Genomic DNA, 12658 nt, shown 5'->3' with positions numbered 1-12658 from the left:
CAGGCGACTGACCATTAAAACAAGATCTTGAATTTAGAGTGTGGATGCTAGAAACTGTTCGAGACATATTTTCGAGGAGATTTCTATGAGCCAGCCAAAAGGCAAAATACCAAAGCATATAAAACAAAAGACATTCAATCATCCAGGCCCCGACAGTCAAATAATTTTAAATCTTTGCAAGATAAAAGACCCTCGCCAACCATCCTGTAATTTTCATTACTCACTAGTTACAGTCCTATTTATCTCCTTTTTAGGTGTCTTATGCGGAGCAAAAGATTGGATAAGCAAATACGTAGATGTTTCGTCTGGAGTTCCTTCAAGTAAGACACTAAAACGAGTAATGAGTCTCATTCCTACCGACTCTTTAGAAAGATTACTTAATTGTTTAAGATCAAGCCTTGCGGAAGGGGATATTATCGCCATAGATGAAAAAACTCTTCGTGGCAGTCGCGGTTGGAATGAGAAAGATAAACCACTTCATTTGTTACACGCGTGGAGCACAGACCTTGGAATCTGCTTAGGGCAAGTATCTGTCGATGAGAAATCTAATGAAATTACGGCTTTTCCAAAGTTAATTGAACAGTTAGAGCTTAAAGGAACAACAGTTACTACAGATGCTTTAAATACCCAGAAGAAATCTGCAGCAGCAATTATCAACCAGAAAGCAGATTATGCATTACCGGTGAAAGGGAATCATAAAGGTCTCTATAAAGACATAAAGTTACTATTTGAAGATGCTGATAGAAAAAGCAGCATTGATGTAACGGAAATTCACCATCAAGAAAAATCCGCAGGACGAATGGAAGAACATAGATATCAGCTTTTAGATATTAAAGGCCTTGGATCTGTCAAAGAATGGGCTGGTTGTTTAAGAGCAGGAAGGGTTAGTAGAAAAAGAACGAAAAAAGGCAAAACCTCTCTAGAGATATGTTATTACATAACCAGTCTGCTCGATATAGATAAATTTGCTAAGAGCGTACGGAAACACTGGGGAATAGAAAATGGCCTTCATTTATCTCTAGATGTTATTTTTGAAGAGGATAAACATCGCTATCAAGATAAAATAGGCGCTGCAAATCTGTCTTTGCTAAGGAAAGTCGCACTTGCGGTATTAGCCAAGGACACATCACTTAAGTGTGGAAAACCCGCTAGGCAAATGCGAGCTGCTACCTCTCCTACATACAGAGACCATTTAGTCAAAAATTGCTTTTAATGGTCGGTCACCTGTATCTCGTTCCTGACGATGACGAGCCTTTAGGATGTCTTTTGCATTTTGTGTTAAAAAGCTTGATGTAGGTTGCATATGAGCAGGGATCTTAGCAGAAGATATGAGAAAATTTCAATGAATTGATTATCTGTAATGTCTTTTTTCTAATGCTGTTGAGTTTACCATCCATATTTCAGTTCTTGTTTGGTACTTTAATTCTTTTTTCTGTAAAAATAGCTGAGACTTTATAGGGGGGTTAAATTCAGCCATATAGGTGAATTTTTCTCCATTTTTTACTGTATGCTCATTTTTAATCCGATAAATATATTAATCTGAATGAGAGATAGGGGTAGACATTGCGCATCAATCTTCATTTTCTTCTTGCCATTCAATTAACTTTTCTTTGGCTATTCCCTTAGCTCTTTGTGATTCAGTTTTGTAGGCTTGAGTTCCAATTGTCCCTGCTTCTAGATGACGCCGATTTACTTTCATGTACTCACTATTGCTCAGTATATAAAACTTTGGCTCTCTAGCAATGATAACGGCATTCATTATCGATGCTACTGGAAAAGCAATGACTAGCCCTACCAATCGCAAAGGAATTCGTTTAAAAAGGGCCCGTCCGCGTAGACTCCGTTCTGAAGATGGATAAGAGGTAAGAAGTAGTCCAAGGCCTTGGATTGTTAATTCTGCAACAGAAGCAGTTCCAGTAGTAAGGTGTGCTAGATTAGATGCGCCAAATGCAAGAAATGCTGGGAATTGGAGCTTTTGTGTTTGTTCTGTATTTTTGTCTAAACGACTAAATATTTGATACTGAATTTGATAATTCCATTTTTCAAAATGAGTAAGAGGAGTAGACATTTATAAATACCTTTTTAATTTTAGTAAATTATATTAGCTGTTGAACAGGCAATATTTCATATTCTTCTTTTTCTTTAGTATAGCTTTTTGCTATTGCTGCTACATACTCTACATTGCTTTCCCCAAGATTAATATCCAAGATCCTCAGTTTTCTTCGAGCCCACGTAAAGCAATTGTGTCCGACTTCTCCTGAAAAACTCCAAAAGTTATCAGGATCGAACTTATAAATTTTAGAATGTATTCCCCAGTAATTAAATGTAGGTTGCTGAAGTGATTTTTCTTCTTCAATGGATGCTAGCATTTTTTTCACCTTATTGCTAGTTACCATCCACATTTCAGTTCTTGTGTCATATTTTAACTTTTTAGTGGGCAAAAAAATCTGAGATTTTATAGGGGGATTAAATTCAGCCATATAGGTAAATTTTTCTCCATTTTTTACTGTATGCTCATTTTTAATCCGAGGGTTTTCATTACTATAAAACCCATCATTGAGTCCCTCTACAATGATTTTTGCATGATTTCCTTCAGATCCTTTATGTGTAATCAGTGTTACAGCCCAAGTAAATTTGCTAACACGCACTCTATTATCAATTCGACTAGGAGCGCTGATGGGTTCAATTTCAATCAGTAAAGGTTTTTGTAGCGGTAATAGCTTTATTCTCTTTTTTAGAAAGAGATATTTTTCAGTAAGAAGACCTATACGATCACTTAGGGAATACGCAAGGATGCCAGCAGCCGTGACACTACCCACAAGACAGCCACTAAAAAAGGCAAGAGTCCCTGTGGCAGCTCCTACAGAGCCCGCTGCAAGAGTTCCAAAGACACCGCTACCAAAAAACGCATTTACAGCGCTTGCTCCAGCACCAATTGCACTAGATGATAAATAAACAACCCCAACAGCACTTCCATATACTGATGTCGCCATTGCAAGAAGAACTTTATTCTCCTGCTCGAGTCTAGGGTAGTTATTTTGAGCAGTCTTTAACTTCTTATATTCTTTTTTCAGAATTTCAGAATCAATAACCCGAACAACTTTAAAGTCTTTTCTTAAACAATCTATAGATCGTGGATTATTCAAAGATTCTACTTTTATTTTCTCAATCAGAGCAATTGTTTCCAGATGACATCTTAGAGAAGGAACTGTAGCTTCTACAAAGGGAAAGAAAGAGCTCTGTTTTGTGAATCTGTGGAATATATTCCAGATTGGACCTTCAATCCCCCGAATCAAATTAACCTTTATAGTAGGATCTTTCCAGTTGCAGTAGTTTGAAAAAGAGCTTATAAAATCACTTTCATCCGATGCTTCATCGTACGTTGCAAAAAGAGAAACCATTTCTTTAGATTCTATCTTAGGGTTTTTCCAAGTATGGTAGTTTTGAGAAAAGCTTACAACCCCACTTTCATCTACCATGACTTTGCAAATCTTGAGGCAGGCAACCATCTGATCTAGAGTTCTAGATTCTAGAATTTCAATACGTCCTGTATTATAGACTTCTTTTTTTTCCCTGTCGGTTGTTTTGTATTCTAGCGTATTCTGGCCTTGAATTAAATGTACTACAAATTCATTAACAGCCCATTGATGAACAGTTTTTTTTGGTTCTATTCTAGTTTCTTCGAAAGCTGCTTTATCGCTAAACAATTGCGATAGGGAGGAACTAACTGGCTGCATAAAAAAACTCTTATTAAAATTCAATTAGAAAATCCATAAAATAGGATAAATTTTACCGTGAATTTAAGTGCCTATTTCTGCCAAGAAAAAGACCTTAATGAAGTATCAACTGCTCTGCCAATGGCTTTTTTAGTTGTGGAGTCAACACATTTATCGATTGATTTATGGACAGCTTCTTTGCTGATAGGTTTAGCACCATTAACAGATGCATGTACAGCAAGAGCAGCTGAAGTTGGAAGGGCTTTTGTAGCAGTGTTTTTACTGCAGGAAGTAGTACTTTCGATGAAAGTATCGGCCTGTATTTTCAAAGCTGTTTTAGCTTGAATGGAAGTTTTCTCAACAAGTTTGTTTGCTTCTTTATTCATGATTTTTTTAATTTCTTCAGATTCATTGTCTAATAACACCATTGCTGATCCAGCTGAAACTTGCATTGTCATAATAACTCCAAAATTTAGGTTTTAGTAAAAAAATAAGGTTTATAATAAAGACACAAGATATTAATAACAACTTTAAAAGTCTCAAAGCAGAAAAGATTGGAATGGTCTTTAAAAGGAAGATACGCAAATAAAGAGCAGATGATTTGCCACATCTGCTATATATGCAATTTTTATGGAATTAAATAACTAGGTTCCGTTTGCTTATCCGGATTGCTCCTCGAGGCTGAAAAGCCTTAATACTCTTCTAGATTACGGCTATTTTCTAGACGGGATAAAAATTCATGAAAATCCTGCGTTGTGCGCACGTTATCAAGCCAATCATCTTGGAGTATTTCCTCTACAGAGGGTAGAGAATCTACTTTAACCGCTTTTTCTAAAAAACACATACTAAGTTCAATATGATTGGAAAGGGAGTAAAGACAAGCGAGGTGATAGTAGGCTTGAGTATTGCCCAAACGGCTTGCCGTAAATAGCTTTTGTTCTGCATCCCGGTAGAGTTGCTCAATTTCAGCAGAATCATATAAGTGTTGGCTTAGATTAATTAGCGTTAAAGCAAAGTCTAAGAGCACTGTGTCATTTTCATTTTCTTGCTTAGCAGCAAGCCTATAATGGTGGATAGCGCGATAAAGATACTCTCGAGCGGAAGTAAGCTCGCCTAAATGTGAAAGCGCTAAAGCTAAGTGGTGGTGCACATCGTATAAGTTAGGATCAATCATTAAAATTTGAGAAAAAATCTCGATAGATCTTAAATAATAGCTTTCTTCTTCAAAAAAATCTCCGAGAGTGTCTAGTGCACGTGCATAGTGAAATAGCCACTCTGGGTATAAAAAGATAGCATTTTTCTGTATGATTAGTGCTTTTTCAAACAAGTCGATAGATTTTTCTAAATAGCATTTCTCATGCTTCATTTCTCCAAGTTTAGCTAAAGCAACTGCATAATCAAATAAGTAAAAATTAGACTTTTTCAAATAGAGAGCTTTTTTGTAAAATTTAAAGGAGGAATAGAGAATATCAGCGTCTTGTTCAAGATCCCCAATTGCTGTATAAACCTTTGCAATTGCATGCCAGTTGCGATGATATGTGCGATCAATAGATAGTCCTATTTGGAACTTTTCAATCGCTTGGTAATAAAAGTCGATATCTTTAAAATAAGCGCCCAGGCACTGCAGACAAGATCCATAACAATGCCAAATATCAGGAGCATCTTCTTTTTGTTCAATGATCTGGCTGATTTTTTCATTGGCTTCGTGAATCAGATCAAGGCGTTCTAAATTCATTCCTAGTAAGCTAAGAGCTTCAGCGCAGATTGCTTGGATTAAAAAATGATCCGGGTCAACATTAAGTGCTTCATGACACTTTTCAATACATAGACGTAGTTTTTTAACATCAGAAAGGTTTTTACCTGTTTCACATAGGAATGAAGACCAGTTTAACCAAATATCTAAAGACTTTGGTGATCTTTGAGCAGCTAAGGCAAAATATTCATCCGCTTTAATGAAATGGTCTTCGTCGTGTGTTTGTGTATATAATTGACAAAAAGTTTGTGCTAGTAAATGCCATAAAGAGGCGGATTCTGGTTCTAAAGAAAGCGCGTTTTTAAAACATTGATTTGCTTTAAAATAAAAACGTCCTTCATTTACGAAGTTTGCAAATCTATAGCAAGCTAAGCCAAAATCTTTCCAGACATCAGTAGATAGTATTTTATTTAAATCAGCTGCTTTTCCAAAGGCCTGTATAGCATGATACAAATCATTTGGTTCTTGGGAGTAATGAGCTATATGTAGAAAAATAGACCCTAAATCGGCATTTAAATCAGCAAGAATGTCTATCTTTTGTAAAGGGCAAAGATCAATTGCTTGAGTGATTTTCTCATGAGCCTCTAAAAAATATTTTAGATTTTTATAAGAAAATCCTAGAGCGCAGAGAACACTGCTCCAAGCTTGCCAGATATCTAAATGGTTTGGGCTGAGTTGAGCTGCTGTTTTTAGACGTTTATTAGCCAAGAGAAGTGGTTTTTTCTGCTGCTTTTCCTGCGCAAATTGAAAAAGAGACAATCCTTGAGAAAAATAAAGTTTAAAGTTAGTAGGTTCAAGGGAAAGAGCTTTGTTAAAGTAATCTAAACCTTTGTCAAAGTGTTTATTAAGCAATGCAAGTTCACCCTTTGCTTGTAGTGATGCTGCAACGCTTTGCTCAGGCAAATTTTGCAACTGATTTTGGTTCAATAAGACGGAAGATTGTAAATTGCGTGGATTCATTTTATATTTTACTCTTTTAAATCTACTTAACTAAGATATCTGCTTTTGGGAGTGATAGCAATTATAAAAATAGCTTTTTTTTTAGACAATCCTATAACCTAATTTTAATTGGTCTTTATTTGTATTTGATCACTAATAATAAGGCTTTTAGCTAAAAAAAATTAATAAAAAATTAATCTTAAAATTTTTTTTTTAGTTTATACCGATATCTTAAAACTTTTTATGAAAAAAATGCATTCAAATTTTTACTAGCGAGAAAAAAAATATGTTTGAGTATCGAACACAGATTCGCATGAGGAATACAGATGCAACAGGGCATTTATTTTTTTCTGAACAATTTAATCTTGCTTTAGAGGCCTTTGAAGAGTTTTTAACCTCTGTTAATAGAGATGTAGGTCATCTTTTAAATCAGATAGAAATGCCGATTGTTCATGCAGAAGCTGATTACAAAAAACCTTTACAATTAAGAGATTTATTAAAAATAAAACTAGGTATTAACCGCTTAGGTAATACCTCTTTTAGTATATCGTATTTTTTATTTAACCTTAAAACTCAAGAGGAAGTAGGTAGCGTTGTTATCGTGCATGTATGTACAGATTCCATTACAAAAAAGTCTATATCTCTTCCTTTGCAGCTAAGAGAGTGTCTTGAAAGGCATCTTTGGGAAAAAGACTCCTTAAATGCTGCTGTAAAAGAGGAATAGGGGTTTTTACAGAGGTATTTTTTAGATGCTTAGGATAAGGCCAAATGCTTATAGGGCATTTAAAAGAAGGAAGGATTTTGCGTAATTCAAAAAAAACTTGAGCAAAGGATCTTTGCTGAATATCCTCAATAAAGGCAATAGGTCGATGCCCAAATTCTTCATCTGGTTTAGGTAGCACTGTAGCAGAGATAATTCCTTTGATAGAACAAAGAGCCTGTTCAATTTCTTCTGGTTGTATATTTTCTCCTCCCGAAATAAATAAACGATCCTTTCTTCCTACTATATGAAGATGATTATCTAAATAGATTTTACCTAAATCTTTTGTAGCAAACCATAAAGAGGGTGGTTTTATTTGAAAACCATCCCAATAACCTTGAAAGAGATTTTTGCCTTTAACTAAGATCTCACAATCGCTTGCTATTTTGATTTCGCAACAACTTATAGGACAGCCCATGTTGAAATTTTTTAATGGAAAGTCTTCTTTTGCGGCTAGTGTAATTATAGAAGTTGTTTCTGTCATACCGTAGGTAAAAAAAATCGGAAGCTCTTTTACAGAGTGGAACAAAGAAGGACTCGTATGCGCCCCTCCGACTAAGACGCAGAGTAGCTGTTTGCTTAAAAGAGGTAGACTACATTTTTGATCTTTTAAGCGAAATAGTTGAGTGGGAACACAAGATAGATGTGTAATTCTACGAGGAATAATCTCTTCCCAGATGGATTTGGAGTCTGTTAGTACAACACATGCTCCTATTGTCATACAGCGTGTTAAAATGGATAAACCACTAACGTGATATAGAGGCAGTGATAACAGCCAGCGCGAACTCTGAGATAGTTGAAGTGGTAGATGCGTGGCTAAAGCACTAATTAGATAATTTTCAAAAGTATGGCAAGCAATTTTGCTTTTACCGGAAGATCCAGAAGTTGCTAAGAAGGTAAATAATTGCTCTGTATCAATTATAGGATCTATCTGGTGAGAGCTAGCAGTAAAGACAAGGGCCTCTAGATTGATAAAATGAGAGGGTTTGAGCTTTTGAGTTAAATCATTAATCTGCACTTGAGGAAATTTAGGATTTATCGGGCAAGCAATTGCACCCATACGCAAAAGAGCGAGTAATAAAATAACCGTTTTACATTCAGTGGGTGCAATAAAAGCAACTCTTGCTCCTTTGCTTATTCCTAAGAGAAGTAAGTGCTTTACTAATTGAGATAAAAGCTTATCTAATTTTTGATAAGATAAGCTATCAGAGGTTGTTTCAATAGCTAAAGCCATTGGGTTCTCTTTTGCTTGTAGAGCAATAGGGCAAAGCATTTTAACCATGATAGATCTCTTGTAATAGATGTGTTTGTATCTGCGCTGGGAAAGGACAAGAACAGATAGGAGAAGAAAAAATAGGGAAGGGTGTTAATAGATCTTCGGTAAATAAAGATTGTGTATTCAGCCCAAGAGGGTAGAGCTTTGTTTGTATGGCTAGATGAGCAATTTGCATCAACCCTAAACCACTCTCATAACAGCTGCTAAAGATCAATTTTATCCTTTTTTTCCCTAATCGTTTCATGAGTTTCTTTGTAGTAAAAAAACCTTGAATCATAGGTTTTACAACTATTGCCTTGCAGTTAACTAGATTCTCAAACATAAAATCGGGTTTTTTTTCTAGGGTTTCATCTAACCCAAAAGGATGAGAAAAATCAGCCAATCGAGAAGTCTCCCAAGTAGGTTCTTCAATGAAATCAAATGCTAAGGAAGGAAATTGTCCGAAAAAATATAGAGCTTCTTGAAAACTAAAGCGCTGATTTGCATCTACTCGTAGAGAAAATATCTTACGCAGTTGATCAAGGACAGTGAAAGCATCTTCCAAAGGAAGCTGTGAAATTTTAACTTTAACAGAAGAAAACCCTTTCTGTTCTGCAAGCAGCGCCTGCTGTATTATTTCTTGCTTAGAGCCCGAAAGAAGAGCGCATATAGGAATAGGAGGAAAACTTAAATGCTTAAGAGCTGTTGCAAGTGCAAAAGAAACAGAAGGGTAGAGATAGGAGGGTTTTTTTCCTTTTAATACATTGATTAATTGCAAAAGAGCTTCATCTGTTGTTTCTTTACTACGACCTGGAAAAGGAGAGATTTCAGCCCATGCTTCTTGATGATTGCTGTCTTTGAGACAAACAACATGACTTAAGCGAGTTGATCTATCTTTTTTTGTAAGTTGAAAACGAAAAATACGCCAACTTATAACATCCAACCTATGCAAAAAAGAGCTGTAAATAGACATAGCAATTGACCGGTTTTTATCAACAAAAGATTCAGTTCCATGGGGCTTTTGTGAGTAAACATTGTTTTTACGAGTATACCTGCTGGCAGAAGACATAAAGTCGTGCAAAGAGCAAATGGATGGGAATCATAGAAAAAAAATAAAGAGCCAAAAGCTGTTAATAAACAAAAAAGGTATTCCCATTTGCCAAATGATTTACCAAAACAAGTAACTAAAGTTTTTTTATTAGCTAATAGATCCTCGTCGATATCTCTTACATTATTTACTGTTAAGATTGCAGTAGAGATCGCTCCAGGAGCTATACCGGCTAGGAGTACTTCTAGAGACAGAGATCCTATTTGTAAATAATACGCCCCGCTAACGGCAATTGGGCCAAAAAAAATAAATACAAAAAGATCACCAAGTCCAAGATAGGCTAAAGGATAAGGTCCTGCTGTGTATAAAATAGATAAACACAAAGAAACAATTAGCAAACAAGCAATAAGAGCTTTTCCAATGATAACTAAATAAATACCGCTTAAAAGCGTGAATAACATGCTTATCATTATGGCTTGGCGCATAGTCTTGTGCGATACAAGCTTTGCTTGAGTAACACGTATAAATCCTTTGCGCTGATAAGTATCAGCTCCTTTAAGGCAATCAAAGTAGTCATTTGCTAAATTGGTTGTAATTTGAATTCCTAAAGCAGTGCACATAGTGCAGAGGAAAATGAGCCAATCAAAATTGCCAATTTTAATAGCCATCGTTGCTGCAATCAGAACAGGACTTATACTAGCAATTAAAGTTTTAGGTCGAATTGCTAGTGTCCAAATTTGAATAGCATGCATAAGATTTAAGGAAGTTTAGGAAATTGTGAGAAATTAGGGCTGCGTTTTTGCAGAAAAGCGTTACGGCCTTCTTGCGCTTCTTCTGTCATATAGTAAAGTAGAGTAGCATTCCCTGCTAATTCCTGCAATCCTGCTTGTCCATCACAATCAGCATTAAAAGCAGATTTGATACAGCGAAGAGCTAAAGGGGAGTGCTGAAGAATTTCATAACACCACTGCAAAGTAGTTCCTTCTAACTCTTCATAGGGGACCACATAGTTAATAAGCCCCATTTCCAAAGCTTCTTTTGCTGTGTATTTTCTGCATAGAAACCAGATCTCTTTAGCTTTTTTTTGTCCTACAATCCGAGCTAGATAGCTAGAGCCGAATCCTCCATCAAAAGAACCTACTTTAGGACCTACTTGTCCAAAAATGGAGTGATCCGCTGCAATTGTCAAATCACAAACCAAATGTAAAACATGTCCGCCGCCAATAGCAAAGCCTGATACCATGGCAATGACCGGCTTTGGTAAGGTGCGAATTTCTTTCTGTAAATCTAATACGTTTAGACGGTCTGTGCCTTCCAAATCTGTATACCCAGCATTACCGCGAACTTTTTGATCTCCACCGGAACAAAACGCTTCTTTACCCATCCCTGTTAAAATGACCACCCCTATGTTGAGATCGTTACGAGCATCTTGTAGAGCATGAGATATTTCAGAAACGGTTAAAGGGCGAAAAGCATTTCTTACTTCAGGACGATTGATGGTAATTTTAGCGATACCGTTATGCTTATGATATAAAATATCTTGATAACTACCAGCTATTTCCCAGATTACATTTTCTTCCATTGTTTGCATAAAATACCTCCGATGTGCAGTTCATATTACGAAACGTTGTTTTCGTTTGCAATTTAAAATTAAAATACTCTAAATCTTTTTTTAATCTATCCTATCTTGACTCTGAGATTCTGATAACATCATGCGTCCACCCCATAGAGATATTCTGAAAGGTAAATTTGGTCTTATGATGTATATATCGTCTTCATGATATAAAGGAATAAGGGGCATCTCACTTAAAAAAAGCCTTTCCGCCTCTTCTAGAGTTCGAAGGCGCGCCTCTTCTTGTTCATAAAAAGATCGATCCAATAACTGAATATATTCTTGGTTTTCCCAGTTCGTGTAGTTTTTTGTAAGTGTTTTATATTTAAATCGTTCCAAAATGCTCATTGGATCGTGGTACATGGCAGTCCAATGTGTAAAAGAGATAAAATAGTTCCCATGAGTCAGTTTATCCAATATAGTTCTCAAATTTAAACATTTCATCTTAATTAAAATGCCTAAAGCATCCACCCATTGCTGTTGGATAATTTGCATGATCTGACCTGTTACAGAAGAGGAAGAAAGGGAATAATAGTACAGCACAACTGGGTTAAAATCCTCCTCGGTAATTCCCAGTTCAGACATCCCCTCTAGCAGCAAAATTTTTGCTTGGGCTTTGTCATTATCTGTAAAGAAGGATCGATGACGGTTTTCTTTTAAACAAGGATGAATGAGATTTGTAGCTGCTAAACTTGCTTGATAAGCAGGATTAATGCACCCTGGCGGGATTCTTTTTTTAACACAATTTCCCGATGCTCCGATCAATTCCTGACGATTAATTGCTAAAGCAAAGGCTTTACGGATTTTAGGATGATTAAAGGGAACTTTATCGGTATTGAAGGTAATAATTCTAGTAGTAGGGCATTCTTTACGAGAAAGCTCCCAGTTTTTTTCTAAAGCAGGAATTGCTTCTAAAGGGATAGCATTTAGTGTGCCTCCAATCATATCAATTAAATTATCTTCGAACATTTGCAGGGTTGTTTGGTCATTTTGAACAACATTAAAAACGATTTTATTTGGATGCAGAGCTTCCGCTTTTCGATAGCTAGGATTACGTTTAGCAATGATTTGCTTTTTATGATCCCATTTTTCTAAGAGATAAAGACCGTTAGTTAAAAAGTTAGGGCCTGTGCCATAGGCCCAATTAGGATTCTTCCGGTCATTTTCAATGCTTACAGGAGAGAAAACACAAAAACAAAGCAGTTCACAAAAGTAAGGTGTGGGTCTTTCTAAAGTAACTACAAGGGTTTTTGCATCTATTGCTTTAATTCCTACCTCATCAAGGGAAACAAGGCCTTTCTTTGCCAGGTCAGCGTTTTTTATAGGGGAAAATGATCTTGCTACCATTACCTAGACATAAAGAACATAGACAGCAAATAATAATAGCTTAAGAAAAATAAGGGTCTATGAAAAATCAAGAAAAATATAACCGTGAGTTTAAAATAAACACTGTAAAGCTAAGTCGAGAAAGCAGTAAGTCTATGAGCGAAATCGCTCATGATTTAGGTGTAGCCAAATCTACCCTTTACGCGTGGATCCAAGAGTATAAGGAGCATGGAGAAGACAGTTTCCCTG

12 protein-coding genes are annotated in these 12658 nt (G+C 36.1%); 3 read left to right on the top strand and 9 right to left on the bottom strand.

Annotated features, from left to right (window positions below; genetic code table 11):
* Nucleotides 1-85 precede the first annotated feature (85 nt).
* Nucleotides 86-1213 (top strand): ISAs1 family transposase, encoded by a 1128-nt coding sequence (locus tag RHTP_RS02040; protein WP_138106469.1) that lies wholly within the window; start codon nucleotides 86-88, stop codon nucleotides 1211-1213.
* Between the two features lie 357 nt (nucleotides 1214-1570).
* On the opposite strand, the gene RHTP_RS02035 is transcribed toward RHTP_RS02040, so the two are convergent.
* The 4 genes from RHTP_RS02035 to RHTP_RS02020 form a co-directional block, all read right to left on the bottom strand.
* Nucleotides 1571-2068, bottom strand: a complete 498-nt coding sequence (locus RHTP_RS02035) for a hypothetical protein (protein ID WP_138106468.1) — start codon at nucleotides 2066-2068, stop codon at nucleotides 1571-1573.
* Nucleotides 2069-2096: 28 nt separating this feature from the next.
* Nucleotides 2097-3737 carry a hypothetical protein gene (locus RHTP_RS02030; RefSeq protein ID WP_138106467.1) on the bottom strand — a complete coding sequence of 547 codons (1641 nt, stop codon included), beginning with the start codon at nucleotides 3735-3737 and terminating at the stop codon, nucleotides 2097-2099.
* A 71-nt stretch (nucleotides 3738-3808) separates the two neighbouring features.
* Nucleotides 3809-4174: a hypothetical protein gene (locus RHTP_RS02025; protein WP_138106466.1), complete on the bottom strand. Its 366-nt coding sequence runs from the start codon at nucleotides 4172-4174 to the stop codon at nucleotides 3809-3811.
* 233 nt (nucleotides 4175-4407) lie between these two features.
* Nucleotides 4408-6429, bottom strand: a complete 2022-nt coding sequence (locus RHTP_RS02020; RefSeq protein ID WP_138106465.1) for a tetratricopeptide repeat protein — start codon at nucleotides 6427-6429, stop codon at nucleotides 4408-4410.
* Nucleotides 6430-6694: 265 nt separating this feature from the next.
* Between RHTP_RS02020 and RHTP_RS02015 the strand changes: the two genes are divergently transcribed.
* Nucleotides 6695-7132, top strand: coding sequence for an acyl-CoA thioesterase (locus tag RHTP_RS02015; RefSeq protein ID WP_138106464.1), 438 nt, complete (start codon nucleotides 6695-6697; stop codon nucleotides 7130-7132).
* Here the strand turns inward: RHTP_RS02015 and RHTP_RS02010 are convergent.
* The 5 genes from RHTP_RS02010 to RHTP_RS01990 all read right to left on the bottom strand — a co-directional run bounded on the left by RHTP_RS02010 (nucleotide 7044) and on the right by RHTP_RS01990 (nucleotide 12430).
* Complete coding sequence (locus tag RHTP_RS02010; protein WP_138106463.1) at nucleotides 7044-8450, bottom strand: AMP-binding protein; 1407 nt, start codon at nucleotides 8448-8450, stop codon at nucleotides 7044-7046. The genes RHTP_RS02015 and RHTP_RS02010 overlap by 89 nt on opposite strands.
* Nucleotides 8443-9396 (bottom strand): enolase C-terminal domain-like protein, encoded by a 954-nt coding sequence (locus tag RHTP_RS02005; RefSeq protein ID WP_138106462.1) that lies wholly within the window; start codon nucleotides 9394-9396, stop codon nucleotides 8443-8445. The genes RHTP_RS02010 and RHTP_RS02005 overlap by 8 nt, the downstream gene beginning before the upstream one ends.
* The gene (menA, locus tag RHTP_RS02000) at nucleotides 9354-10223 is read right to left on the bottom strand and encodes a 1,4-dihydroxy-2-naphthoate octaprenyltransferase (protein WP_138106461.1); all 870 of its coding nucleotides are present in this window, start codon (nucleotides 10221-10223) and stop codon (nucleotides 9354-9356) included. Before menA ends, RHTP_RS02005 begins: the two co-directional genes overlap by 43 nt.
* Before the next feature lie 5 nt (nucleotides 10224-10228).
* Nucleotides 10229-11062, bottom strand: coding sequence for a 1,4-dihydroxy-2-naphthoyl-CoA synthase (menB, locus tag RHTP_RS01995; protein ID WP_138106460.1), 834 nt, complete (start codon nucleotides 11060-11062; stop codon nucleotides 10229-10231).
* An 81-nt stretch (nucleotides 11063-11143) separates the two neighbouring features.
* Nucleotides 11144-12430 carry an ABC transporter substrate-binding protein gene (locus tag RHTP_RS01990; RefSeq protein ID WP_138106459.1) on the bottom strand — a complete coding sequence of 429 codons (1287 nt, stop codon included), beginning with the start codon at nucleotides 12428-12430 and terminating at the stop codon, nucleotides 11144-11146.
* A gap of 59 nt (nucleotides 12431-12489) precedes the next feature.
* Here RHTP_RS01990 and RHTP_RS09095 point away from each other — a divergent pair.
* Nucleotides 12490-12658 (top strand): transposase (locus tag RHTP_RS09095; protein WP_171005703.1); only part of this gene is annotated, 169 nt, incomplete at its 3' end.

Source organism: Candidatus Rhabdochlamydia sp. T3358 (assembly GCF_901000775.1).
In the GTDB taxonomy this organism is placed as follows: Bacteria; Chlamydiota; Chlamydiia; order Chlamydiales; family Rhabdochlamydiaceae; genus Rhabdochlamydia.
This window is presented reverse-complemented; position numbering and strand designations above follow the sequence as displayed.